25 protein-coding genes and 2 tRNA genes are annotated in these 24548 nt (G+C 40.0%); 23 read left to right on the top strand and 4 right to left on the bottom strand.

The features are described 5' to 3' along the window. Positions 1-36 precede the first annotated feature (36 nt). The 7 genes from citD (at position 37) to AC0MXB_RS11515 (ending at position 5471) form a co-directional block, all read left to right on the top strand. On the top strand, positions 37-327 hold the full coding sequence (gene citD / locus AC0MXB_RS11545) for a citrate lyase acyl carrier protein (RefSeq protein WP_474039836.1): 291 nt from the start codon (positions 37-39) through the stop codon (positions 325-327). After that, positions 327-1199 carry an HpcH/HpaI aldolase/citrate lyase family protein gene (locus AC0MXB_RS11540; protein ID WP_474040066.1) on the top strand — a complete coding sequence of 291 codons (873 nt, stop codon included), beginning with the start codon at positions 327-329 and terminating at the stop codon, positions 1197-1199. Before citD ends, AC0MXB_RS11540 begins: the two co-directional genes overlap by 1 nt. Then, positions 1196-2734 (top strand): citrate lyase subunit alpha, encoded by a 1539-nt coding sequence (gene citF / locus AC0MXB_RS11535; RefSeq protein WP_474039835.1) that lies wholly within the window; start codon positions 1196-1198, stop codon positions 2732-2734. The genes AC0MXB_RS11540 and citF overlap by 4 nt, the downstream gene beginning before the upstream one ends. Positions 2735-2738: 4 nt before the next feature. Beyond that, complete coding sequence (citC, locus tag AC0MXB_RS11530; protein WP_474039834.1) at positions 2739-3782, top strand: [citrate (pro-3S)-lyase] ligase; 1044 nt, start codon at positions 2739-2741, stop codon at positions 3780-3782. A gap of 102 nt (positions 3783-3884) precedes the next feature. Continuing rightward, a complete protein-coding gene (locus AC0MXB_RS11525; RefSeq protein ID WP_474039833.1) occupies positions 3885-5108 on the top strand; it encodes an NAD(P)-dependent malic enzyme in 1224 nt (407 codons plus the stop codon). Between the two features lie 198 nt (positions 5109-5306). Further along, positions 5307-5383: transfer RNA gene (locus tag AC0MXB_RS11520), tRNA-Pro, on the top strand. 14 nt (positions 5384-5397) lie between these two features. Further along, positions 5398-5471, top strand: a tRNA-Gly gene (locus tag AC0MXB_RS11515). A gap of 257 nt (positions 5472-5728) precedes the next feature. On the opposite strand, the gene AC0MXB_RS11510 is transcribed toward AC0MXB_RS11515, so the two are convergent. Then, positions 5729-5986 (bottom strand): hypothetical protein, encoded by a 258-nt coding sequence (locus AC0MXB_RS11510; protein WP_474039832.1) that lies wholly within the window; start codon positions 5984-5986, stop codon positions 5729-5731. A 452-nt stretch (positions 5987-6438) separates the two neighbouring features. On the opposite strand from AC0MXB_RS11510, the gene AC0MXB_RS11505 reads away from it, so the two are divergent. The 11 genes from AC0MXB_RS11505 (at position 6439) to AC0MXB_RS11455 (ending at position 16094) form a co-directional block, all read left to right on the top strand. Beyond that, entirely contained in the window at positions 6439-6654 is a 216-nt protein-coding gene (locus AC0MXB_RS11505) for a hypothetical protein (protein WP_474039831.1), read from the top strand. 128 nt (positions 6655-6782) lie between these two features. Continuing rightward, positions 6783-7916 (top strand): phosphatase PAP2 family protein, encoded by a 1134-nt coding sequence (locus AC0MXB_RS11500; RefSeq protein WP_474039830.1) that lies wholly within the window; start codon positions 6783-6785, stop codon positions 7914-7916. A gap of 91 nt (positions 7917-8007) precedes the next feature. Further along, positions 8008-8679 carry an N-acetylmuramoyl-L-alanine amidase family protein gene (locus AC0MXB_RS11495; protein ID WP_474039829.1) on the top strand — a complete coding sequence of 224 codons (672 nt, stop codon included), beginning with the start codon at positions 8008-8010 and terminating at the stop codon, positions 8677-8679. 588 nt (positions 8680-9267) lie between these two features. Next, positions 9268-10749 (top strand): sensor histidine kinase, encoded by a 1482-nt coding sequence (locus AC0MXB_RS11490; protein ID WP_474040065.1) that lies wholly within the window; start codon positions 9268-9270, stop codon positions 10747-10749. Continuing rightward, the gene (locus AC0MXB_RS11485) at positions 10746-11438 is read left to right on the top strand and encodes a response regulator transcription factor (RefSeq protein WP_474039828.1); all 693 of its coding nucleotides are present in this window, start codon (positions 10746-10748) and stop codon (positions 11436-11438) included. The genes AC0MXB_RS11490 and AC0MXB_RS11485 overlap by 4 nt, the downstream gene beginning before the upstream one ends. Before the next feature lie 169 nt (positions 11439-11607). Further along, positions 11608-12204 (top strand): phosphatase PAP2 family protein, encoded by a 597-nt coding sequence (locus AC0MXB_RS11480; protein ID WP_474039827.1) that lies wholly within the window; start codon positions 11608-11610, stop codon positions 12202-12204. A gap of 279 nt (positions 12205-12483) precedes the next feature. Further along, positions 12484-13929: an ArnT family glycosyltransferase gene (locus AC0MXB_RS11475; RefSeq protein ID WP_474039826.1), complete on the top strand. Its 1446-nt coding sequence runs from the start codon at positions 12484-12486 to the stop codon at positions 13927-13929. Between the two features lie 160 nt (positions 13930-14089). Further along, a complete protein-coding gene (locus AC0MXB_RS11470; RefSeq protein WP_474039825.1) occupies positions 14090-14290 on the top strand; it encodes a hypothetical protein in 201 nt (66 codons plus the stop codon). Between the two features lie 110 nt (positions 14291-14400). Then, complete coding sequence (locus AC0MXB_RS11465) at positions 14401-15096, top strand: ABC transporter ATP-binding protein (RefSeq protein ID WP_474039824.1); 696 nt, start codon at positions 14401-14403, stop codon at positions 15094-15096. Then, complete coding sequence (locus AC0MXB_RS11460; RefSeq protein WP_474039823.1) at positions 15089-15841, top strand: ABC transporter permease; 753 nt, start codon at positions 15089-15091, stop codon at positions 15839-15841. The genes AC0MXB_RS11465 and AC0MXB_RS11460 overlap by 8 nt, the downstream gene beginning before the upstream one ends. A gap of 40 nt (positions 15842-15881) precedes the next feature. Then, complete coding sequence (locus AC0MXB_RS11455) at positions 15882-16094, top strand: transposase (protein ID WP_474039822.1); 213 nt, start codon at positions 15882-15884, stop codon at positions 16092-16094. A 1097-nt stretch (positions 16095-17191) separates the two neighbouring features. Here the strand turns inward: AC0MXB_RS11455 and AC0MXB_RS11450 are convergent. The 3 genes from AC0MXB_RS11450 to AC0MXB_RS11440 are packed head-to-tail and all read right to left on the bottom strand — an operon-like array spanning position 17192 to position 20058. Then, positions 17192-17749: a Fe-S-containing hydro-lyase gene (locus tag AC0MXB_RS11450; protein WP_474039821.1), complete on the bottom strand. Its 558-nt coding sequence runs from the start codon at positions 17747-17749 to the stop codon at positions 17192-17194. A 13-nt stretch (positions 17750-17762) separates the two neighbouring features. Continuing rightward, positions 17763-18608 carry a fumarate hydratase gene (locus tag AC0MXB_RS11445; protein ID WP_474039820.1) on the bottom strand — a complete coding sequence of 282 codons (846 nt, stop codon included), beginning with the start codon at positions 18606-18608 and terminating at the stop codon, positions 17763-17765. Between the two features lie 40 nt (positions 18609-18648). Beyond that, the gene (locus AC0MXB_RS11440) at positions 18649-20058 is read right to left on the bottom strand and encodes an anion permease (protein ID WP_474039819.1); all 1410 of its coding nucleotides are present in this window, start codon (positions 20056-20058) and stop codon (positions 18649-18651) included. A 443-nt stretch (positions 20059-20501) separates the two neighbouring features. On the opposite strand from AC0MXB_RS11440, the gene AC0MXB_RS11435 reads away from it, so the two are divergent. From AC0MXB_RS11435 to AC0MXB_RS11415, 5 genes are all read left to right on the top strand, one after another. Then, a complete protein-coding gene (locus AC0MXB_RS11435) occupies positions 20502-21368 on the top strand; it encodes a LysR family transcriptional regulator (RefSeq protein WP_474039818.1) in 867 nt (288 codons plus the stop codon). Positions 21369-21411: 43 nt separating this feature from the next. Continuing rightward, the gene (locus AC0MXB_RS11430; RefSeq protein ID WP_474039817.1) at positions 21412-22299 is read left to right on the top strand and encodes a hypothetical protein; all 888 of its coding nucleotides are present in this window, start codon (positions 21412-21414) and stop codon (positions 22297-22299) included. 437 nt (positions 22300-22736) lie between these two features. Beyond that, the gene (locus tag AC0MXB_RS11425; RefSeq protein WP_474039816.1) at positions 22737-23543 is read left to right on the top strand and encodes an enoyl-CoA hydratase/isomerase family protein; all 807 of its coding nucleotides are present in this window, start codon (positions 22737-22739) and stop codon (positions 23541-23543) included. Between the two features lie 66 nt (positions 23544-23609). Continuing rightward, a complete protein-coding gene (locus tag AC0MXB_RS11420; RefSeq protein WP_474039815.1) occupies positions 23610-24188 on the top strand; it encodes a flavodoxin family protein in 579 nt (192 codons plus the stop codon). An 88-nt stretch (positions 24189-24276) separates the two neighbouring features. Further along, a complete protein-coding gene (locus AC0MXB_RS11415) occupies positions 24277-24501 on the top strand; it encodes a YwbE family protein (RefSeq protein WP_474039814.1) in 225 nt (74 codons plus the stop codon). Positions 24502-24548: the final 47 nt, after the last annotated feature.

Below are 24548 nucleotides of genomic sequence, written 5' to 3'. Positions count from 1 at the left end.
GGCACCCGTCACAATGGAAAAGAGGAGGCAGACTCGATGCAAAAGCTTCAACCTGCCCAGGCGGGGACCTTGGAATCAAATGATATTCAAATTACTTTATCGCCAGCGGCTGCCGGCAGCGGCATCCAGATTGAGTTGACAAGTGCTGTTCTACTGCAATTTGGCGATCAGATTAAAGCGGTTCTTCTGGCTGTAGCGCAGGAGCAGAATGTAACCGATATTTTGGTGCAAGCCCATGATCGCGGTGCGTTAGATTGTACGATCCGGGCTAGAATGCTGGCAGTTTTAGCCAGAGCCGGTGTGACCATAAAGGAGGCGATGGCATGATTTCGCTTCGGAGAAGTTTGCTTTTTTTGCCGGGGAATAATCCGGGAATGTTGCAAAACGGCGGTGTATTTGGTGCCGACGGTGTCATTTTAGACTTAGAAGATTCTGTAGCGCCTAACCAAAAGGATGCTGCTCGGTTTCTTGTATCTCAGGCCTTAAAAACAGTAGATTATGAACAAAGCGAGACCATTGTCAGGGTAAATCCCCTGGACACTTTTGGGAAAACAGATATTCCGGCCATTGTTGCTTGCCGTCCTTCGGCATTGCTACTACCCAAGGTAGAAAGTCCTGATGATATTTTAGCGGCAGTACGCCTGATTGAAACGGCAGAAAAAACGCCGGGAGAGGTCAAGATTATTGCTCTGTTAGAAACGCCGAAAGGAATTGCCGAAGCCTATTCAATTGCGAAAGCCCATGAGCGGATTGTGGCTCTTGCCTTAGGGGCGGAAGATTACACGGCAGCGCTCGGAGCGAAGCGGACGAAAGAAGGCAATGAAATTTTCTCAGCTCGGACGCAAGTCATCAATTCGGCAGCTGCCGCCGGAATCCAATCGATTGATACACCCTTTACTGATGCGGCTGATGAAGCAGGCTTAATCGCTGATACGATGCTAGCAAAACGTCTTGGCTTCAAAGGGAAATTGAGCATTAATCCGCGGCAAATCGATTCGATTCATTCCGTCTTCAATCCATCGCCTCAAGATATTATCTGGGCTGATCAAGTGATTGCCGCTATTGAAAAAGCCGAATCGGAAGGAGCCGGTGTGGCGTCTTTGAACGGGAAAATGGTTGATGCTCCTGTTGTGAGTCGGGCGCAGACGATTCGTTTTCTGGCAGAACGGTTAGGACTCAAGGGGGAAGATGCGCTATGAAAAATAGTATTGGCAGAGAAGTACCAACAGAGTTGGCTGGACGTACTTTACAGCCCTTTCAAGGAGCCTTTGAGACACCGCCGACAATGCGTCGCGCTGCACCGCCGGTAAAAACGATTCACCCTGGCGAAGACAAACTATTTGACAGTTTGGAAGCCGTTTTTAAAGCGATTCCTGTCCGCGACGGAATGACATTAGGATTCCATCACCATTTGCGTAATGGCGACGGTGTTGTCAATCAGGTGCTAGCCGTAGCTGCCAAGCTTGGCTTGAAGAATTTAACCATTGCGTTAAGTTCGGTTTTTCCGGTTCATGCGCCGCTCGTTGACTATGTAAAACAAGGCGTTGTCGCCAAGTTAGATACCAATTATATGTCTGGCCCTGTAGCGCAGGCTGTTTCGGAAGGTCTTTTCACCGAACCAGTTATGCTCCGTACTCATGGCGGTAGAGCCAGAGCCATTGAGTGCGACCAGCTTCATATTGATGTGGCTTTTGTGGCTGCTCCAGCAGCAGATCCTTACGGGAATCTAAATGGCGTGGCTGGGCAGGCTGCTTGTGGTTCGCTTGGTTATGCTATGCCTGATGCTGAATACGGCGATGTTGTTGTTGCGGTGACAGATCATATTGAAGCGTATCCGCTTGCTCCTGTTTCGATTCCTCAGACGAGAGTAGATTATGTCGTCAAAGTCGATTCGATTGGCGATCCTAAGGGGATTGTATCAGGTACGACGAAAGTGACAAAAGATCCTGTTGCTTTAAAAATTGCGGAATCTGCCGCAAAAGTCATTGATGCTCTTGGCTTTATTAAAAACGGGTTTTCCTTCCAGACAGGCGCTGGCGGCGCTTCGCTGGCTACAGCGGCTTTTGTGAAAAAAATGATGCAGGAACGCCAGGTAAAAGGCAGTTTTGCTTTAGGCGGCATTACTGGTTTCATGGTTAATATGCTGGAAGAAGGCTTGTTTGAAAAGATCATTGACGTACAGGGATTTGATCTGGAAGCGGTTCATTCCATTGCGACGAATCCCAATCATCTCGAAATCAGCGCGGGCGGCTATGCCAGCCCCTTTAATAAAGGTTGTGCTGTAAATCAGCTTGATGTAGTGATTTTAGGCGCTACCGAAATTGATACGAAGTTCCATGTTAATGTTGTAACTGGTTCTGACGGCGTAATTATGGGCGGTTCTGGCGGACATAGCGACGCAGCGGCTGGCGCTAAAGTAACGATTGTTGTAGCAAATTTAATTCGCGGTCGGTTACCGATCATTGTTGATGAAGTGCTTACAGCGACTACGCCAGGTGAAACGATTGATATACTTGTTACCGAACGGGGAATTGCAGTGAATCCTAAGCGTCCGGAACTAACAGAAGCTCTCTTAAAACGGAAGCTTCCCGTAAAATCCATAGAGGAATTAAAAGCAAAAGCGGAGAAAATAGCAGGAAAACCGAAAGCGATCCCCCATGACGGTCCTGTTGTTGCTCTTGTTGAGTATCGCGACGGAACGATCATTGATGTGGTTCGCAAAGTTGTGAGGTAATGATATGTGGAATTCCTTTACGGAGAGAGTTGTAAATCTAAATAATCAGAAGGAAGTTGCGGAAATCAGAGATTTTCTTGCTCCTTTCGAGTTATCTTTTGATGGTCAAGTTGATTATACCGTTGCCATCATGGATAACGATACTTTGATAGCCACAGGATCGCTTAGCGGTCCTGTGCTTCGTAATTTTGCGGTAGATGAAAATTACCAAGGTGAAAATCTTACTGGTAAAGTAGTGACTCATTTACTGAGCGAAGCGGCAAGGCGTGGTCATTTTCACACATTTTTATTTACAAAACCGAAAATTGTCCAACTTTTTACGCAGCTTGGTTTTGCTTTGCTCTGCGAAGTCGAAAAAGCGGCGCTGCTGGAAACGGGCCTTCCGTCGATTGCGAACTATAAGCAAGATCTTGCGGCGCAGACTGCCGATCTGCCCCCAGGGCGGCGGGCTGTTCTGGTGATGAATTGCAATCCCTTTACGAAAGGCCATCAGGCAATTATCGAACAGGCAGCGAGAGAGTGTGATTCGGTAGTCGTGCTTGTCGTCAGTGAAGACCAGTCTGCGTTTCCGTTTGCCGTTCGCTATGAACTTGTCAAGGCAGGGGTGAAACATCTAGCGAATGTTCGCGTTGTGCCAAGTGGTCCCTATACGGTATCGCGGGCTACTTTCCCTGATTACTTTGTGAAAGGGAATGATGCTGTGACGGCGCAAACCCAGCTGGATGCTAAACTTTTTGCTGTGCATATTGCTCCAACGCTGCAAGCAACGGTGCGTTATGTAGGCGAAGAGCCTTATTGTGAAGTAACTAGAGCATATAATAGTGCTTTAGCGGTTGTTTTGCCCCAGCATGGCATCGAAGTAAAAGTAGTCCGCCGTTTAGCTCAGGATGATGAGGCGATTAGCGCTTCGAAAGTTCGCGAACTAATTCGGCAAGGAAAAATAGCCGAAATCGCTGCCATTGTGCCGGAAACTACATATGAATATTTACAGTCTGATCAGGCAAAAGTGATTATTGAAAAAATTCGCACCTTTTCCACGCGACATTAGTCAGAATGGGTTGAATATTGTCCCACTTTTCTATACAATATACATAGAAGCAGTTATTTAGAAAGTATGGGGCTGCTAACTCATTCATGAGGGGGAAGTGTTGTGGATTTAAATGAAGAATCAGTAGAAATGCATAAAAAATACCAAGGTAAACTAGCTGTTGCCAGTAAGGTGCCTGTAACAAACCGTCATGAGTTAAGCATTGCTTATACGCCGGGCGTTGCTGAACCTTGCCGACGCATTAAGGAAAATAAAGATTTGTCTTTTGAATATACTTGCCGTGGTAACATGGTTGCTGTTGTTTCTGATGGAACTCGCGTACTGGGCCTTGGCGACATTGGGCCAGAAGCGGCGCTTCCGGTTATGGAAGGAAAGTCCGTTTTATTTAAAACTTTTGCGGATGTGGATGCGGTGCCAATCTGTATTGACACCAAAGACCCTGCAAAGATTATTGAAACAGTTCGCTTATTGCAGCCTAATTTTGCCGGCATCAATTTAGAAGATATTTCTTCGCCAAAATGCTATGATGTAGAAGATGAGCTAAAGAAAATCATGGATATTCCTGTATTTCATGATGATCAGCATGGTACGGCAATTGCCGCTCTTTCGGCTTTGATCGGTGCGTTGCGTTTTGTAAAGAAAGATATTAAAACAGCGAAGATCATTGTAAATGGCGCTGGTGCTGCTGGTTCCGCTATTGCTCGTCTTATTGTTAATGCTGGGGCAGAAAACCTTTTTGTCATTGATCGCGATGGCGCTTTGTATGATGGTATGGAAGGCTTAAACCGCATTCAACAAGATTTAGCAAAACGGTCAAATAAAAATAAAATCAAAGGCTTCTTGGCTGACATTGCTAAAGGTGCCGACGTGCTTTTGGGTGTTTCAGCACCAAATGTATTTACAAAAGAAATTGTTTCAACGATGAATTCCGGTTCGATTGTGTTGGCTATGGCGAATCCTGTGCCAGAAATCAGCTATGCCGATGCGAAAGCAGCTGGCGCGGCTGTAGCTGGAACAGGCCGCAGCGATGCGCCGAACCAGGTTAATAATGTTACTGTATTCCCTGGCGTATTCCGCGGCGCTTTAGATGTTCGCGCTCGTCAGATCAATGAAGAAATGAAAATTGCCGCAGCTTATGCTATTGCTGGCTTGGTAACGGATGAAGAACTTCGCGAAGACTATGTGCTTCCTGATGCTTTTGATCCTCGTGTAGCTCCTGCTGTAGCAGCTGCTGTAGCCAAAGCAGCTATGGATACTGGCGTTGCCCGCATTACAGTAGATCCTGAAGTGATTCGGGAAAATACAGCAAAACGGGTAAAACGGTAATCAATTTTAAATTTTAAAATTTTAGTAATTATAGCATAGGATACGTATTGACATAACTATGGTCCTATGCTATAATTTTATCTTGTCGGGGATAACTTGAAAGAAAACTTCTGCTAAGCGAGAAAGTACAAAATACGATCTTGGAAAAAAGAAGTTGACAAATAAAAATATCTCTGGTATACTAAGTAAGTCGTTGATCGGGGCGTGGCTCAGTTTGGTAGAGTACCTGGCTTGGGACCAGGGGGTCGCAGGTTCGAATCCTGCCGCTCCGACCATATAAAAACAGTATGCGGGTGTAGCTCAATGGTAGAGCGCTAGCCTTCCAAGCTAGTTACGAGGGTTCGATTCCCTTCACCCGCTCCATAGTAAAATCAAGGCCTCACGGTACTTTCCGTGAGGCCTGTTTTTTTGCTATAACACCTTATTTACACCTTATTGCGAAAAAATAACTGAAAACCAATAACAATAAATGAAAATATGAGGAAAAACTGATTTGACAAGTAGTTTGATATTGGGTGAATTTTAAATTATATATTATAAAAATGATCAATAAGTGAATCTAAAAATAGTCAGGGCGTTGTGGGATTGTTCCACAACGCCTTTTTCTTTTTAAGTAACTATTAAAGATATGGTGACAATAAATCCAATAAGTATTGGCCAAATGTATCTTTTTTAGAATTTTTGCAGGAAGTAAAGTATTCTTTAAGTTTTTCTTTATTTAGTTCTAATCCCATAATACATATTGCGCCTCTATTATTGTGTTTATAAACTCGTTTTTCTAATTCGGTTTTATCTTTGCGATCTCCATAAATATTTCTTAATAGGGCATTTAATTTTTGCGGTGTTAAGGATAGGGGAGTGTTTGAGATTTTAGCCATTCTATGTAGGTAGCATAAAAATCTATGGTGCGAACCGTGGTATTTTTATCGAGATGATTTTCAATATTTGCTTTGCTTAGATCATAGGTGTCAATAGTAAATTCTTCTATAAATTGTTTAATTAATATTTGATCATCAGGAATTGCCTCATCTTCGAATATTGAAGAAGTGTAGCCGATCCAAAAGAGCAGCTATTGAGGGGGAGGCCTCAATAGCTGCTCTTTTATTCCTATATTCGCGGTGTGTAGATTTGACACAAAATCTATATATAAGCAAAGTTATTAAAAAAATATACAAAAATTTTTAGCATAAACTCGCGTAAGGTAATTTTGCCCAAGTTATGTTTTTATTGTAATTAGTCTTTAAAGAGTTATTATCCTAACTTAAGGAAACTATATACATAGTTCAGTTGTATTTTTGCACAAAAGGATAAGATAGGGAAGGGATAAGATTTGTTTAATACCATTGAGAAGGTCTTAGCAAGTATGGGCATTTTATTAGTAGCTCAATTTCTATCTCTTCGTGCCTATTGTATAATAACCAATTATGACCTTGAAGATAAGTTGGGAATTGAAACAATGAGCATGGGCGGTGGCATGTTGGGAATAATATTAATTTTTCTATGGATGGTTTTTAAAGTAGTTTATAGGTTGGAATTAGTATTTTAGGTTGGAATTGATTTCTTCATATAGTAGCAATTAATTGCCGCAAAATCTAATAAAGATGATTTCCGTCAACCAGGCAGAATTGAATTTCGTTATGCAAAGTATACTAATTCTAACTTGGGAGGTACCGTGTGAAATATTATAGGCCATTTATTCATGTGATAATTTACGGGATCGTAATATCACTCTTTTCTTTTAATCATGTATTAGCTGCAAACAAAGAAATCCCTAGTTTTTTTGCACACACTAGCTCTATTTTGTCATCAGATCAAATCGTCAATGATTTCATGGTGGCCGGAGGCGAGGGCACTATTTTTGGCCAAGTCAGAAAGTGTGTCATCGTTATTGATGGTAACTTAGCAATCAAAAATGGAGCAATCGTTGATGGGCAGATTATAATATTAGGCGGCGATGTGCAGATAGAAGATGGAGCAATAGTTGAACGGATTCCATGGATTATAGCACCGCAAGGACATCCTCTTGTTCCATTTTTGGTAGCAATTTTACTAGGCTTGGGAGCCTTCATCCTTATTGTTTTACCACTCTTTCTTTGGTTTATTTATCTACTCTTAAGAAAAACTTCATGGTATTCGAATATAGAGAGGCAATTGTTCTATGTAGAAAAGCGTTGGCCGTTTATTTATGTAACTATCGGCTTATTGATTAGCGGCTTAATGTTAGCTTTGTTTAGTGAAATTGCATGGAATACTCTATTTCGCCATACTCTTGTATTATTTGATGATAGTTTTATTTGGCTTATCAGATATTTTTCCAATCCCTATATGGATAAAGTGATGATAGGCCTATCTGACCTGGGGTTTGGTACTAGTTATATTGTACTTGTAGGACTTGCATTGCTGGTTCTTATTTATAGCAAGCGCTGGAAAGAACTTATGAGTATGGCTATTTGTTTAGCCGGAGGAGCAGTATTAAGTTCTTTATTGAAGAATTTATTTCATCGTGCAAGACCAGAGGCATTCTGGGTAGTTCCCGAAATAGGATATAGTTTTCCTAGCGGCCATGCGCTTGCAACTCTGTGCTTTTATGGTATGGTCGCTTTTTTACTTATGCGTTCTAGCACCAATTGGCACAAAAAAATAGTCGTCGTTGTTCTTACAATGGCAATGGTGGTAGTTGTTGGAATAAGCCGTGTTTACTTAGGTGTTCACTACCCTACTGATGTTATAGCGGGCTATGCTATAGGGTCCATGTGGTTGGCTTTTTGCATATCTTTTCTTTTGTGGTGGGAAGGCACAGAAAGATAGTCGTCTAGGAAAGCGACTTATTTTGCTTTACTATTCAGATGTCTTTATTTTTTAACCAGTGCATATAATTGCACTGGAGGTTTTTACGAATATGGGGCTTATTAGTAAAATTATCTTAATCCCGGTCATTATATGGGGATTTTTAGCTGTGCCTAATTTAAATTTAGGTGCGGATCAGGGAGAATTAAGAAAGATCATTGTGATAGATCCCGGGCATGGTGGTATTGATCCGGGAGCTAATCGACCTGGTATAGAAGAAAAGAATATTAATCTTGCGATTGCCCTTCAAGTTAGAGATCTTTTACAAAAATATAATTATAAGGTTATTATGACACGAGATATAGATCGCGAATTGAGCGACTTATGCGATAATACTAGGGTAAGAGGTCGGTATCATCGAGATCTTTACGCTAGGTTAGAAGCGATTCAAGAATCGCAGGCAGACCTCTTTGTAAGTATTCATGCAAATAGCAATAAGAATCCGGAAAAGCACGGAATTGAATGCTATTATTGGGGGAAATCTGGAAAAGGGAAAGAACTCGCTATAGCAATTCAAAAACAACTAAAAACAGTGACTCCAATTTGTAATCAGGCTAGGTCAGGTGACTTTTTCGTATTACGACGCAATAAGGTGCCTGCTGCTTTAATTGAAGTTGGGTTTATTACAAATCCAAGAGAGTATCAGTTATTGCAAGAGCCGGAATACCAGCATAAAATTGCTAATGCGATAGCTGCAGGAATTAAATTGTTTTATTCAAATTGAAGATAGTTCACATTGGATACTGAGGAATGGGATTATGAAGAAAAAACAAAAAACTGGTTAGCACTGCTTGGTTTTGAAAAAATGATGAAAAACAAAGTGTTTCTATAGCAAATGATGGGGAAAATTCAGAACGAGTTAAGTAGGATATAGCCTCTGAAATGCTTGATTTACAAAGATATTGAAGAACTTTCTAAATTCAAGAAAATGCAAGGAAAGTAAAATGTTGGTTTTTCCGAGCCGAATGAGCAATGTCATTGTTTAGCAGTTTAAAAAATGCTCATGTATGCGTTGGGGCCGTTTGGGGGGGCTTTATGTATGTAAAGAGACAAATACTATCGTCAAAGATTACAAATTTGATTATGGTTGTGTGATAACTCCCATCTTACCATTTGAGAAAAATGGTAAGATGGATTTTTTTTAACTGTTCAACTTTATTTTATTATGAAGCAAATAAAAGAAGCCACCGTAGGGCGATAAAATATTTTTAGTTTAGGATTTGTTTACATTTTTACCGTATACTTAGTGATGAGAGTGTATCCAGGAGAAAATCGGCTCAAGAATCGCAAGGAGATGATTCATACTGTGAAAATGCGAAATATATCTGTCCGAAAAAAGATTATGTTATTTAATTTTATGATGGTTTTGATTCCAGTCGTATTAATCCTGGTAATTGTCACTAGTATTGTAATTGGTTTGAGAATGTCTGGCAATGCTCGGCGCAGTGAAATTGCTTTGTTGTGGCCTGATACAGGACCTTCCTTATCGATTCAGTTGGCTGTTAGTTCTTTGCGGGCAGAGTTGGACCGGAAAAACGGGCCAAAGTTTCATGAAATTCTCGAAGCCTGTGAAGCTTTGGAGGAACAAGGAATACAAGTTGCTGTTACCGATGACAGCCAAGTATTTTATATAACAAAAGGGACAGAATTGCCATATTTGATCGAAAAAATACAAGAACGTTACAGAGGTAATGGATCGGCTTTACTTTGGGACGAAGAGGGGTTTGCTTTTCGCTATAGATCGGTGCGAAGTAATCTAGTAGTAATAGCCAGAGGCGATGTTCCATTATTGGTGCGGGGGAGCTTGTCAGAGGCGACTGCTAAAAATGTATTGGAAATTATGGCGTTGCTTGTCAGTGCCATAACGATAGCAATTATTATTGTCACGGGGGTTTTTCTTTCACGACGGTTATCACGGAAAATTGTAAAACCTTTACAAGAATTACGGCGCGCTGCCGGAGCAATCAGTCAAGGCAACTTGGACTATGCGATTTCTGTTGATGCAAAAGATGAACTTGGTATTGCCTGCCGGGAATTTGATGCAATGAGAGTACAATTGAAAGAGGCCAGACAGATACAGGAACGTTATGAGCAAAATCGCAAAGAGCTTATCGTTGGCATTTCGCACGATCTTTCTACGCCTTTGACAACAATCAAAGGCTATACCAGCGGTCTTTTAGATGGAATTGCTAATACACAAGAAAAACGAGAACGTTACCTGAGCCGCATTTACCAAACAACCTGCACGATGGAATCTTTGGTTGAACGTTTATTTTTGTTTTCTAAATTAGATCTTGGACAGGAAAATTTTTGTTTAGAATCAGTTCAGCTACAAGACTATTTCGCTGATTATATAGAAGAAAATAGAGAGCGTTTGGCAAAACGCGGCGTGAATGTTAATTTTGAAACAGACGGTCTTTGTGCCGTAGTAGCAATTGATCGCATCCAATTTCAGCGGGTCATTGAAAATATAGTAGAAAACACTATAAAATATAAGCAAAATGAGGTTGGGCAATTGATTGTTGCGCTAAAAGCAAATAATTCTAATGAAGCGATTCTCTTATTTAGCGATGATGGCTGCGGCGTTTCTGATGAAGATATTCCTAATTTATTTGAAAGCTTTTTCCGAACTGACCGAGCGCGGACGAACGTAAGCAAGGGAAGCGGCATGGGACTTAGTATTGTAAAGAAAATTATTTTGACAATGGGAGGCGCTGTTTGGGCGGAAAAGAGTAGGATTGGCGGTCTGGCTATAGGTATTTCACTGCCGATACAAGGGGGGATGGAACGTTGAAAAAAATATTAATCATTGAAGATGATGTGAGTATTGCGGAGTTAGAACGAGATTATCTGGAAGCCAATGGATTTTATGTGGAAATCACTGATAATGGAAAAACCGGATTGGAAAGAGCGTTGCTCGAAGATTATGATCTCATTATACTGGATCTTATGTTGCCGCAAGTCGATGGATTTGACGTTTGTCGCCAGATTCGGACTAAAAAAAATACACCGATTCTAATGGTGTCGGCGCGACGGGAAGATATTGATAAAATAAGGGGCTTGGGACTTGGTGCTGATGATTATGTTGTAAAGCCTTTTAGCCCCAGTGAACTGGTGGCGCGGGTTAAGGCGCATATTACGAGATATGAACGATTGACTGGCGGCGGAGATGTTGGCGGGACAAGTCTGCGTTTTGGCGAGTTAGAGATTTATCCTAAAGCACGCCGTGTAGTACTTCATGGCGAAGACGTAGTTTTAAAAAATCGAGAATTTGAATTGCTGGTATTTTTAGCAGAAAATGCCGGAATCGTATTTAGTAAAGAAACACTCTTTGATCGAGTTTGGGGAATGGAGGCTGTGGGCGATACGGCTACAGTGATGGTTCATATTAACCGCATCCGTGAAAAAATTGAACCTGATTCGACAAAACCGATCTACATTGAAACGGTTTGGGGAGCCGGATATCGCTTTCATAGATGCTAGTGATCATATATTGTAATTGCTTAGGAACAAGCTGTTTGATCTGACAAGAATCAGGTCAAACAGCTTGCTTTCTTTATTGGAAAAGTTTTAGAAATGTTTTTATTCTGTTTAGCTTTTGTTTAGATTTGCCATCTATACTGAGTTCATCAAACTGAGAGGAAGAATTAAGATGGAATGGTTTAGCATGACAGATCAAAGTATATTGTTTTGGATACAAGCGCATTTGGTTATGCCGGGAATAACCCCATATATGGTATTTATTACAAATTTAGGGGATGTAGGAGCCATCTGGATTGCCATTGGCTTAGCCTTAGTGGCCATGAAAAAATATCGTTCAACTGGCATCGCCGTGTTTATTGCTCTTGCAATTAGCTTGATTGTCGGAAATGGTATCTTAAAGCATATAGTGGAACGGTTGCGGCCTTGTATCGAGTATCCCTGGGTATCGCTGGCTATTGCAACTCCATTACCGACAGATTATTCGTTTCCTTCAGGCCATACATTCGGATCGTTTTCTGCTGCCACCGCTATCTTTTTTAGAAATAGGCGCGCGGGGCTAGCGGCGATAGCTTTGGCCGCTGCGATTGGTTTTTCCCGGTTGTATTTATTTGTGCATTATCCTAGTGATGTTTTGGCTGGCGTTGTGTTTGGGTTTCTGGCAGGATGGGCCGCTTATTACATGGGACGTTATGTTCCTTTTATCTGGCGAAAAATCAGGAGTGGTGCCATCGCGCCATTTTACGGTAGTCGAACTGTGAAGCAATAATGTAAAAGGAGGAGCTCATGGAATTATTTAATACTTTTTTTCTAGATCTGGAAAGGTTAATAGTCAGAAATTTCTATGCTATACCTTTCTAGGATCACTTCCCTGGACTGCACTGCTTTTATGGGCTGGAATTTTATTAGGAGAAAGTTGGAACGTATTGGTTATTATTGGACATAAGACTGCTATTGCTTTTGTTGGCGGAATTTTGACGATTTTATTTTTATGGTATATACGACAGAAGAGCAATAAAAAAGTCCGTTCCGATTTGAGGAGTTAAGTATGACAACGACAAGAAAACATTTGTTGCTTCTTTTTGTTTTAGGCTTAGTATTGTTTTTCTTTGGTAATTCTCTGATTGCCATTACCGATCCCGTCGAATCAAATTATACATTGACAGCATCAGAAATGCTTCGGTCTGGTGATTACCTGTCACCACGGATATATGGAAACTACTGGTATGATAAACCGGTTTTCTTTTACTGGGAATTGATCGCTGCATTTCAATTATTTGGTGTTAACGAGTTTGCGGCGCGATTTTTTCCTGCTGTTTTTGGTATTCTTGGTATGGGGATGACATATGGTTTTGCCCGGACTATTTATAATGCAAAAACAGGATTGTTTGCTGCAATTATCCTAGGAACTTCTTTTGAATATTGGCTAATTTCTAAAACAGTCATTACCGATATGACATTATTTCTTTTTTTTAATGCTGTACTTGTCTGCTTTTATCTGGCTTATAGAGGGGTTAATAAAAAGTATTACTATCTTTGCTATCTATTTGCCGGCCTTGCTGTTCTTACGAAAGGGCCTATCGGTATTTTACTCCCTGGACTCATTGTGACGGTATTTCTTATTTGCCGTCGGGATTTTGGCGAAATCAAACAGATGAAATTATTGGCTGGTACTGCCATTTTTCTTATAACTGGTGTGAGTTGGTACTATGCGATGTATCAGCTACATGGACCGATTTTTCTTGATACATTTTTAGGTGTTCATAATGTATTACGAGCTACTGTGTCAGAGCATCCGGGCTTTAATGTGTGGTATTACTATACAGCTATTTTCTTTATAGGTTTTTTTCCGTGGTGTTTTAGCCTGCCCATGGCATTTATAAAATACTGGCGTAGTAGACGATGGCCTGCTCTTGATCAGACGACTCTCTTTTTGCTGTTATGGGCAGTTCTGATCAATGGATTTTATCAATCTATGGCGACAAAATATACAACTTATACGCTGCCAGCGTTATTGCCAATTGCCGTTTTGACAGCCCGTCTTCTTTATACTCATACAAGACTTGTTAAAGGCATCGCTTGGGGAAGTATTGGCTTTTATGTGATAATCACTTGGTTTGTGGCCATTCCTTTTTGTAATAACAGTTATTCAGGCAAAGCGATTGCTGCCATTTTGAACGAGCAGATACAGTCTGGCGACATGATTGTAAGCTACGGTGACTATAAAGCATCAGCTGTTTTTTATGGGAATAGACCAGTTTATAATCTTGTCCACAAGGCGGAATTAGAGCAAGTTGCGCCAAAGGCCATGAGCTGGAGCAGTAAAAATGTGATGCCTTTCATTGCTTTCGAAGAGCTGCCGCGTGATAAAAATATCTATCTTATTCTGGATGAACGTAATTATGGACAGTTTAGTCAATACTTTCAGGCTGATGAATGGACCTATATTGCAGCCCTGCCAAAGGCAACCATTTATTTTCATCCGGCGCATTAGGAACCGTTTTCATCCGATAAGTGAGGGAATTTGTTAATGAACAAGTAGTATAGAAACATGAATAAGAAGAATTTAAGCGGTGTGGGTTTATTCTAGTCTTGATGAAAGCGATTTCACAAGGCTATTAAAATAAATACAAAAAAAGAGGGGGGAGAGTAGAATGAATATAGGAGCTGTTTCAACAGGCGGGCAGTATGCGCCGCTTCATCAAGCATTAAGCACGACCGCCAGTATGACGAGAGTCAAAGATAATGACGGTGATTACGATAATGGAACAGGTGCTGATGACGCTGTCAAATCAAAGTCTTTGCAGGCAAATGCACAACCAAACCTTGGCACAAAGGTTGACATGAAAGTATAATCCTGGCTTTTTAGTGGTGGAGAAGAATTCTTCTTCACCACTAAATCTATTAAAAGGGATGCGAGGGATTTTTCAAAGTAGAAAGAATTTTATTGATGGAGGTGAAGCGTATGGATTCGTTGCTTAAAATTGTTGCTATCGGGTTAGAATTTGCAGGAAAACGCATCATAGACTCTCTGTCTTTTCAGGTAAACTGTGGTGACATAGTCGTCGTAATGGGAAACTCAGGCTCAGGTAAAACATCTCTGTTTCGTATGATTAATTTATTGCAAAGTCCTACGTTAGGCAAAATTTTTTATCGGGAGCAAGATATTTTATCTTATCAGCCAACAATGCTTCGTCGGGAAATCGGATATGTTTTTCAAAAGCCATACCTTTTTGGCAATTCTGTTATGGATAACTTGATATATCCTTATCAACTGGCCAAACAAAAGCCAGATGAGGAAGAAATCGATCAGTATTTACGAGAGGCTAATTTGCCAGAGAGCATTAAACTGAAGAAAAATCATGACCTTTCTGGCGGAGAGCAGCAACGTATAGCATTGATTCGTTCGCTTTTGATTAAGCCTAAAGTTTTACTTTTAGATGAGGTGACTTCTTCGCTTGATGAGGAAAATACGCTTGCTATTGAACAACTCATCCGAAAACAGCATGAACAGCGTCAGATGACAATTTTGTTTATTTCGCACAGTTTGCAACAAGCAGAACGGTTGGCACAAAAAATATTGTTTATAAAAAATGGCCATCTCCACTTTTTTGGAAGCAAAAGTGATTATTTTTTAGGAAGAAGGTGCCCGCATGAGTGATACTTCTCTAGCCATGACTTTCAGTTTGATTATCCTGACTCTAGGGCTATCTTATAAAAATAAAATTGGCTTGGAAAAAGAAATTATTGTTGGTAGTATTCGGGCAGTTTTACAACTCACTTTAATCGGATTTGCGTTAACTTATATCTTCCATTTGAATAATTATGGAGTTACAACAATTCTCTTACTGATTATGATTTATAATGCCGCGACTGTTGCAGCGAAGCGCGGGCGCGGTATTCATCATGCTGTAAGGATTGCTTATATTTCTTTGTTTATCGGTCTAGTTGTTACATTGGGAAGTTTGCTTTTGTTTGGGGTTGTTACGTATCAGCCTAGTGAAGTAATTCCAATTAGCGGAATGATTGTAGGGAATTCTATGGTTGCAACTGGTCTAGTTTTTAACAGTTTGAGGGAAAGATTCGAAAAACAAAGAGACGAGATAGAAATTAAATTGTGTTTGGGGGCTACTGCGAAACAGGCTTCGCTGACTATTATCAGGGATACGGTTCGAACTGCTATGTTACCAACGGTTGATTCGATGAAAACTCTAGGAATTGTGCAGTTGCCAGGTATGATGACCGGCCTTATTTTAGCGGGAGTAGCACCGGTGAACGCTATTAAATATCAAATTATTGTCGCGTTTATGTTAACCGGAGCAGTGTCTGTTACTGCTTTTTTGGCAAGTTTTTGGGCTTATAAAACATTTTTCAATAAATTGATACAACTGAAATCAGATTCGTAACTCAACGAAATATGTTTCGTATAAAGATATTAAATTGTTAATGGGTGATCTAAAGCTGGTTTATGCTGCTATTGATGAACAAACTGCACTATATCAACTTGATGCATTTGATGAAAAATGGAGTGGTAAATACCCCCAAATTGCGCTGTCCTGGCGAGCGAATTGGGTTCATTTATCTACTTATTTTAAATATCCACAAGAAGTAAGAACGCTAATTTATACCACAAATGCAATAGAAAACTTTAATCGTTAGTTTCGTAAGGTTACGAAGTCTAAATCAGTTTTCCCCACGGATGACAGCTTGCTAAAAATACTGTATTTAGCAATGATAGATATTATGAAAAAATGGACAGGCCGCCGTAGAGACTGGGGGCAAATTCATTCCCAATTAGAAATATTTTTTGCTGACAGACTTGAATGACTTGACAGTGAGGAACTTTTTCGTATAATGCAAACAAGGGGCAACCAGTCCAGATGACTGTTTTGCCCCTATAAAAGCATATGCTCTTTTTATACCAATTGGCGTTTGCACAAAATGAGGGATACTCCCCAAATTGTACTTAAAAAGCTGTTTTGGGTTATGAAGAGCATCTTAAATAGGAGCAGCCAGACATCAACTTATTTCAATTGTTGTGATTGCTTTTAATGAGCAGGACAATATATAAGTGTTCTATCAGGAAGTATGTAATCACATGAAATCCTTGCCATATGATTTTCAACTAGTATTTTGTTCGTCAGAAGATAGTAAATTTCAAATGTAAGATGGCTAATTTAACCATTGTTTTTTGCCGCAGAATATAGGGCTTAGCGACTTGTCTAAGCCCTATATTTATTTCATTTTTCTTTGAGATAAAACGTAATTTGAAACACTCTGTTTAATATCTTTGAACGTATTCAATTAAAAATAAAACTGACACCGTATAAAAAACGATGCCAGTTTGCGTAATTTCAAGTTATTCTACCTCGGGGAGTTTTATTTTTTGTACGTTGCTTCTGGTTTAGTTCAGCTAGTTACGAGGGTTCGATTCCCTTCACCCGCTCCAGAGTAGATTTAAGACTTTACGGAATTTCCGTAAGGTCTGTTTTTTTGCGTTTATACCTTATTTGCACCTTATTGCGGAAAAATGGATAAACACGATGAAAAATAGGGTAGCGGTTTAAAATAGAATTTTGATTATGTTTTAGTTTCTAATGGTGAGGGATTTTTATATATTTGACAAAGAAAAAACGGCGAATTAGGAATTTCGCCGTTTTAAATACTTTGTGTCATTCCGATAGAATCTATAATTGAATTACTAAAGAATGATAAGTAACCTATTATATGACTTATAAATACCCAGAGCACTTCGCTTACAATTCAGCGTATTCTGCTTGGCCCGCCGTATATTGATTGCCGCCATTACAGTCGATCACAACCGTTACGGGAAAGTTCTCAACTTCAATCACTGCAAGTGCCTCAGGCCCTAAATCAGCATAGTCAATAATACTATAACTTTTTATACGTTTAGAGTTTAGAGCGCCAGCGCCGCCAATTGCTGCAAAGTAAACGCATCCATGTTCTTTCATTGCATTTATAACTTCCTTAGAACGTTGACCTTTGCCAATCATGCCTTTAAGACCCTGTTTTATTATTATAGGAGTGTATTTATCCATACGACTGGAAGTGGTTGGTCCGGCCGCTCCTATGGCATGGCCTGGCAAAGCCGGACTCGGTCCCATATAATAAATAACTCCTTCAGTAAAATCTACTGGTAAGGGTTCTCCGGCCTTGTTTGCTTCCATCATGCGCTTATGGGCAGCGTCCCGGGCAACAAATATTTTACCGGAAATTAATACCTCATCGCCGGCCTTAAGAGAACGAGCAACTACTTCACTTAAAGGAATCGAGACTTGAATACTTTGGCTCACAGTGTACTACCTCCTATAATATCATTTCAACATGTCTTATTGCATGGCAATTTAGATTCACTGCTACTGGCATTGAGCCAATATGGGTAGGCGCCCATTCAATATTTACTTTTAAAGCTGTAGTTTTTCCGCCTAGCCCCTGTGGACCTACTCCGGTTTTATTAACAAGCGTTAATAATTCATCTTCAAGTGCGGCATACTGTGGATCAGGATTTCGACTTTCAATACTGCGGATTGCAGCTTTTTTTGCACATAAAGCGGAATATTCAAGAGAACCGCCAATACCAACTCCAACTAAAAAGGGCGGACATCCGGCAGAACCTGCTTCTTTTACCGTATCTAAAACTACCTTTTTGACTCCTTCAATTCCATCGGCAGGAACAAGCATTTTGACGACGCTTTTATTTTCGGCACCAAATCCTTTAGTTGCTAACTTGATTTTTACTTGTTCACCAGGAACAAAATTTGTGTAAATAATGGCAGGGGTATTGTTTTTTGTATTTACTCGAGTAAATAATGGCTCTGCAACAACGGATTTACGTAAAAAGCCTTCTGTATATCCTTGGGCAACGCCTTGGTTAATCGCGTCTTCTAAGCTACCGCCAACAAAATGAACATCTTGGCCCACTTCTAGAAAAAAGAAGGCAAGACCGCAATCTTGACAGAGCGGTATTTTTTCATTGTGGGCAATTTCGGCATTTTCTCTTAACAATCCCAAAATATTTTTTGCTACTGCTGATGGCTCTGTTTCTCGATATTTTTCAATTGCCTGGCAAACATCAAGTGGAAGCTCTGTGCCCGATGTTTTAATCATTTGGCACACCAGCTTTGTAATATCTGCAACTTGGATTTCTTTCATTTATAAGCCTCCTATGATTTTCCGTATTATTTATGTTTTACTACCATAGACCTAAGAATTTCCACCATGCACCGCCAATGACAAGCCAGATTAATACATTTACTGTGGTGAGAATAAAACCAAGCCGCCACCATTCAGCTTGTGTTACGTAGCCAGCGCCAAAAAGAATTGGTCCGGCGGCGCCACTGTAGTGGGTCAAAGGAATCATAACATTAGATAAGAAGGCAAATCCCAATGCGGCGAGTAAAGGCGGTACACCTACGCCAACGGAGATGGCAAGAAAAGCTGCATACATAGCGCTAATATGGGCGGTAACACTAGCAAAACCATAATGAGAATATACATAAATGACAATCAAAATAATAAAGGCTGTAAGCCAGGGGAAGTTAGCTGTTGCAATTGCGGCGCCTGCGGTTTTGGCAATCCAGGCGATAAAACCGGATTTTGCAAGTTCTGTTGCCAAAGCGACCAGCGAACCCATCCAAAATAAGGTATCCCAAGCTCCCTTTTCCGAAAGGATATCATCCCAGCGGAGAACTTGAAAAATAACGAGTACAGATACGGCACACATGGCTACAACGGTTGCATCAAGCTTGGTAATTTCTGCTGTGGCCCACAGTAGCATGGCGCCGATAAATACGAAGGCCACGACTTTTTCTATTTTTGTCATAGGACCCATTGCTTTTAGTTCGTTTATCGCTAAATCTTTCGCATCAGGCATCTGTTTTAATTCTGGCGCGCAAAGTTTGTAAAGCAAGTAGGGGATTAGCAGCAGTGAAATAAGACCAGGAACAACGGCTGCGACAGCCCAGTTTGCCCAAGTAAGCTGAATACCGATTGTTTTAGAAGCCAGCTCTACTGCTAATGGGTTTCCTGCCATAGCAGTCATAAACATAGCACAGGTAATTGCATTGGCGTGATATTCCACTAGCATGATGTATGCGCCGAATTTACGTGCTGTAGCACCAGGTTCAGATCCCAGTGCTGAAGACAAACTTTTGATGATCGGAAAAATAATTCCGCCTGCCCGAGCTGCACTAGATGGAGTTGCGGGAGATATAATAAGATCGCTAAGGGTAATTGCGTAACCTAACGTCAAAGAAGACTTACCAATAAGCTTTATAACAACAAAGGCTATTCTTTTACCCAAGCCGCTTTTTATAAAGCCTCGGGCAAATAAAAATGCTGAAACAATCAGCCACATAGTCCCATTACCATAACCCATTAGGGCATCATTTACTTTAAGCGTTCCCGACAAAGCCGAAAAAGTAACTGCAATCAAAGCAATTGCCCCAATTGGCAGAGGCTGGAGAATATAACCTAAAATCGTAGTAATAAAAATAGCAAATAAGTGCCAGGCTTTTACACTTAAACCTGCCGGAGCGGGCAAGAACCAAATAATAGCACCAATTGCTAAAACGAGTAATCCCTTGCGTATAGTTCCGTTCATTTTAATATCCCTTCCTTATTGACTTCCCAGCATTTGTGCTGTAAGCCAGCTAACTTTGATGCTAAATAGATCATTATACAGGCTGATTTGCAGCTATTCACATGGCTTTTATGTCGTTACTTAGACCTCCTTACCGAATATAAATCTCACTTGCTCCATGAAATATGCAAAGAGCAATTATCTTGTTTAATGTTAACAGTTTAAAAATCATCAGTGAATTAAGAGTAATTTATTATTTTATAATCTTAATTTATAAAATAATAAATTGAGATTATAAAAACGCTTTAACTATATTTTTATATATACACTTAGTCGTTTTATCACTTTTTACAACGGTTCATAAATTTTATTTATTTTATTATAAAATTATCTTATCGCGCTTTTTTCTTTTAATGACAGCACCTATGATAAAATGAAATATATCACGTCAAGGAGCAGTAAACATGGAATTACGACAACTGGAATATTTTCTTATGGTAAGTAAGACCAATAGCTTTACACGAGCTGCAGAACGTCTTTACGTATCACAACCTGCCGTGACCACTGCGATTCGTAGCTTGGAAGAAGAACTTGGCATCCAATTATTTGACCGTAATCAAAAGCAGGCTTTCTTGACCGCAGAAGGACAGGTATTTTGTAAGCATGTTGAAACTATCATAAGCGGAGTATCAAAAACTATTTTCGAAATAAATGAACTAAAAAATCTTAATAGTGGTGTTCTGACAATTGCTATTACGCCGATTTCTGGTTTGAAAACAATTTCTACCATTTTCAAAGTGTTTCGAGAACGGCATCCTAATATTCAGCTCGTTTTTATTGAAGAAAACGTTGTGACAGTTCAAGAGTTATTAATAGAGGATCGGGCTGATCTTGGAATTATTATTTTAGGTGAGAATGATAATTTGCTTGATTATACGCTTCTCACTTCACAAGAATTAGTAGTTTGTTGCGCCAAAGATCATAAATTTAAGCGCAAGAACTCTATTTTTCTTGATGAATTAGTAGATGAGCCACTTATTTTATTTTCTCAAAACTGTTTGTTGCGAAACCTGGTTATTAAGGAATTTGAGAAACAAAATACACTTCCGAGGATTGCTTTTGAATCTAATCACGTACAAACAATTAAAAGCCTTGTGGCTTGTAACGCCGGTCTTGCTATTTTGCCGCAGGATTTATGTGATAGTTCCCTTGTCACAATTCAAATAGAGACTTCTTTATCGATTGATTACGCAATTGCCACTAAGAAGAATCGGTATCTGTCGCATGCAGGGCAGGCTTTTCTTGCTGTAGTTAACGAAATATTGGTTTAAACTTAAACGATCTTTCACTTTTAGTTTGTAAAGGAGCAGCCACATGGAATTAAAAATAGCGGTATTTGCCAGTGGACAATTAATTGCGCAAGAGGTCGTCAATATAATACAATCCATTATAGATGAGAACCTAATGATCCAAACTTACTTTACACCTGAAATGGTAAACAGGCCGGAGGCTGACATCTATATCTGTACGCCAACCCAAGTTCACCTTCTACAAAAATTAATTCCTAAAGAAGAGATTTTTACAATAGATCTGATGCCAAACTCAAGATTTTTTATTGATGTTGCTCGTATCCCTAAAAACGAAGACGTATATATATTTAATAATTATCTTAAATATATAAATGCGCTCATTAAGTATTGCAAAAAAATTGGCATTGATGGTGTCAACTTTATCCCTATTGCTTATTGGGAGTTGTCAGAAGAAGAAGTTGCTTCACGGATTCAGTGCGCAAAATATATAATTGGCGTTGACCGTTTTGTGGGAGAAGGCGGTCTTTTGTCGCCAACGTATCGTTCTTATCTTCGAAAAGATGTTACTATTATTCCCGCAGTACGCGCCATATCTGTTCCATCAGCGTTAAATCTAATCAAGTGTATTGCTGAAAATTTTCATTATCAAATTGCTGAATCCATAGATGCAATTAAAATTAAACTCGCAAATAACTCTTCGCCCGAAACAATCGTGAAACTTCGCGATGAAGTTACTCAACTGGCCATTGCTAGTAGTAAAATCAAAGATAGCATTCAAAGTGCAGTTATTAAATCAGTTCTGAAAAATATATCTGCCCAAGCTATGATATTGGACTCCTCCCCTGATGTAGTTTCACTTGAAACTCTGTCAATGAACGAACTTTTAACTATGGTTACAGATGCAAACTTCATGCTCAAATTAATAGCCAAGAAGCTGACACATCTAAGCTAAAGCTCTATAAGGATTAATCTAGAAACACTGAGAAACTAGAAAACGCCTGCTTTATAATGAATTTCATTATAGAGCAGGCGTTTTCTAGTTATTATTGATCCATTCAGTGACAACTTGAAATGCGTTGGCATCTCTTCAAACAAGGTAAAAATGATAGATTACGATTTATTATCTCAGCGGTTTTTGATATTGTAGCAGTTGGTGATCATACCGTAGCTTTGTCTACTATGATCATGACACGCCACAGTGGTATAATTAATATGAAGAAAACACTAAATGTAGGTGTATGGGTGATTTGGGGCAATTGTTTTCTTGCGGTTTTCTTATCGATGGTAATCATGGTGTTCTTATGGCAGTTTCTCTACTGGTTGTAGTAAATATACTTAGCAACAGTAGGTGATTTGCTGCTGAAAATATGAAAAAAAGGGGATAAGAAGATGACCGATCAAGCACTAAATAAAGAGCAATCTCAGGTAGTAAGAGTAAAAACAGCGAACAAAATTGCAATTATTACAATGAATCGACCCAAAGCCATGAATGCGTTGAATCAAGACATGGTGAATCAATTGCTTTGTACCTTACAGGAGGTAGAAAATGATCCGATTATCAGGACTGTTATACTGACTGGCGAAGGTCGGGCTTTTTCCGCTGGTGGTGACTTAGAATACATAAATAGTATTACTGACCCGATTGCCGCCAGAAAATTTATTTCAGAAGTAGGGGAAATCGTAACACGAATAATGACCATGAAAAAACCAGTCATTGCTATGGTAAATGGGGTAGCTGCTGGAGCTGGCTTTAATTTGGCATTAGCCTGTGATATCGTATTTTGTGCCGAATCTGCTCGATTTGCCCAGAGCTTTGTGAAAGTTGGACTTATTCCCGACTGTGGCGGCTTGTATTTGTTACCACGGATCGTTGGGATGCATAAAGCGAAAGAACTGATGTTTACTGCTGACCTGATTCATGCGCAAAAGGCATTAGAATTAAACATTATCAATAAGATCTTTGCCGATGCTGAGCTTGAAAGTAAGACGGTTGCCTTTGCTGAGCAGTTAACTAATGGTGCCCCAATTGCACTTAGTATGGTAAAATCAATGGTTAATCGCTCTGGCAATCTGGATTTGGCAAGTGTGTTGGAATTGGAATCTGATTTGCAAACGATTTGTATGCAAACGGAAGACCATAAAGAAGGCGTTAAAGCCTTTAAGGAAAAACGGCTGCCAATCTTTCAAGGAAAATAGCTTGTAATGGAGTAGCGCGTGGCATTGCAGTACATCTCTGTATAACAGAGGATAAGGAGTTGTAAAATGAAGGTTTATATTCTCATGGGAAGCCCAAGGAAAAACGGGAATACCATAGCGCTATTGGAGCCATTTATGGCGGAATTAGAGCAGAACCACGTCGAGCACACTCTGACTTGGCTTCATGAAACACAAATTGAGCCTTGTATTGCTTGTCGAATTTGCCAAAAGGATTGGGGGATTTTCGGCTGTCATTATAAGGATGATGTACAAGAAATTTTCGATAACATTCTTGCTTGTGATGTGATTGTGCTAGCGACGCCAATCTACTCATGGTATTGTACGCCGCCCATGAAAGCTTTATTGGACCGGATGGTGTATGGTATGAATAAGTACTATGGTGAGAAGGTTGGCCCAGCGCTTTGGAGTGGAAAACAGTTAGCGATCATTGCCACTTGTGGATATCGGCCTGAAAAAGGCGCTGATTTGTTTGAAGAAGGGATCAAACGATATTGTAAGCACTCGCAATTACAATATATGGGGATGCTAGCAGAGAGAGATTTAGGTTATCAATCGGTGTTTATGAATGAGGAGAAAGCGCAACATTCCCGTCAGTTTGCACAAAAGATGATTAGTCTAGCTTGAATATGACTTCAGCGGGAATAGATCATATGCGGAGAATAATTGATTATATTCATCAATTATCAGAGCGGCTATTCCATGCTGCTGGAAAATGAATGTTTGGGAATCGGGGTATGGTTTTATGAATGGAACAGAGCGAAGAAATATTAAACCAGGATCAAAGGTTAAAGTGGTACAAAAGATTCATCAAAGAACCGGGCAATTAACCGAAGGCATAGTAAAAGATATTCTCACGAATAGTGCCGTGCATCATCGCGGAATAAAAGTACGGCTGATCGATGGAATTGTCGGGAGAGTTCAAGAAGTAATCGATTAGAAGAATTTTCTCGTTATAAATGATACTCAGAGGTGTATTACTTCTGA

It is taken from the genome of Pelorhabdus sp. sgz311001 (assembly GCF_055901755.1).
The sequence above is the reverse complement of the archived record's forward strand: the minus strand, read 5'-3'. Positions and strand labels throughout refer to the sequence as shown.

Bases quoted from the DNA above. Each gene is read 5' to 3' on its own strand.
- AC0MXB_RS11510 (WP_474039832.1), bottom strand. From the start codon at position 5,986: ATGGCTAAAATCTCAAACACTCCCCTATCCTTAACACCGCAAAAATTA.
- AC0MXB_RS11495 (WP_474039829.1), top strand. From the start codon at position 8,008: ATGGGGCTTATTAGTAAAATTATCTTAATCCCGGTCATTATATGGGGA.
- citD (WP_474039836.1), top strand. From the start codon at position 37: ATGCAAAAGCTTCAACCTGCCCAGGCGGGGACCTTGGAATCAAATGAT.
- AC0MXB_RS11440 (WP_474039819.1), bottom strand. From the start codon at position 20,058: ATGAACGGAACTATACGCAAGGGATTACTCGTTTTAGCAATTGGTGCT.
- citF (WP_474039835.1), top strand. From the start codon at position 1,196: ATGAAAAATAGTATTGGCAGAGAAGTACCAACAGAGTTGGCTGGACGT.
- AC0MXB_RS11425 (WP_474039816.1), top strand. From the start codon at position 22,737: ATGACCGATCAAGCACTAAATAAAGAGCAATCTCAGGTAGTAAGAGTA.
- AC0MXB_RS11460 (WP_474039823.1), top strand. From the start codon at position 15,089: ATGAGTGATACTTCTCTAGCCATGACTTTCAGTTTGATTATCCTGACT.
- AC0MXB_RS11455 (WP_474039822.1), top strand. From the start codon at position 15,882: ATGGGTGATCTAAAGCTGGTTTATGCTGCTATTGATGAACAAACTGCA.
- AC0MXB_RS11445 (WP_474039820.1), bottom strand. From the start codon at position 18,608: ATGAAAGAAATCCAAGTTGCAGATATTACAAAGCTGGTGTGCCAAATG.
- AC0MXB_RS11470 (WP_474039825.1), top strand. From the start codon at position 14,090: ATGAATATAGGAGCTGTTTCAACAGGCGGGCAGTATGCGCCGCTTCAT.
- citC (WP_474039834.1), top strand. From the start codon at position 2,739: ATGTGGAATTCCTTTACGGAGAGAGTTGTAAATCTAAATAATCAGAAG.
- AC0MXB_RS11465 (WP_474039824.1), top strand. From the start codon at position 14,401: ATGGATTCGTTGCTTAAAATTGTTGCTATCGGGTTAGAATTTGCAGGA.
- AC0MXB_RS11420 (WP_474039815.1), top strand. From the start codon at position 23,610: ATGAAGGTTTATATTCTCATGGGAAGCCCAAGGAAAAACGGGAATACC.
- AC0MXB_RS11490 (WP_474040065.1), top strand. From the start codon at position 9,268: ATGCGAAATATATCTGTCCGAAAAAAGATTATGTTATTTAATTTTATG.
- AC0MXB_RS11475 (WP_474039826.1), top strand. From the start codon at position 12,484: ATGACAACGACAAGAAAACATTTGTTGCTTCTTTTTGTTTTAGGCTTA.
- AC0MXB_RS11435 (WP_474039818.1), top strand. From the start codon at position 20,502: ATGGAATTACGACAACTGGAATATTTTCTTATGGTAAGTAAGACCAAT.
- AC0MXB_RS11480 (WP_474039827.1), top strand. From the start codon at position 11,608: ATGGAATGGTTTAGCATGACAGATCAAAGTATATTGTTTTGGATACAA.
- AC0MXB_RS11415 (WP_474039814.1), top strand. From the start codon at position 24,277: ATGAATGTTTGGGAATCGGGGTATGGTTTTATGAATGGAACAGAGCGA.
- AC0MXB_RS11430 (WP_474039817.1), top strand. From the start codon at position 21,412: ATGGAATTAAAAATAGCGGTATTTGCCAGTGGACAATTAATTGCGCAA.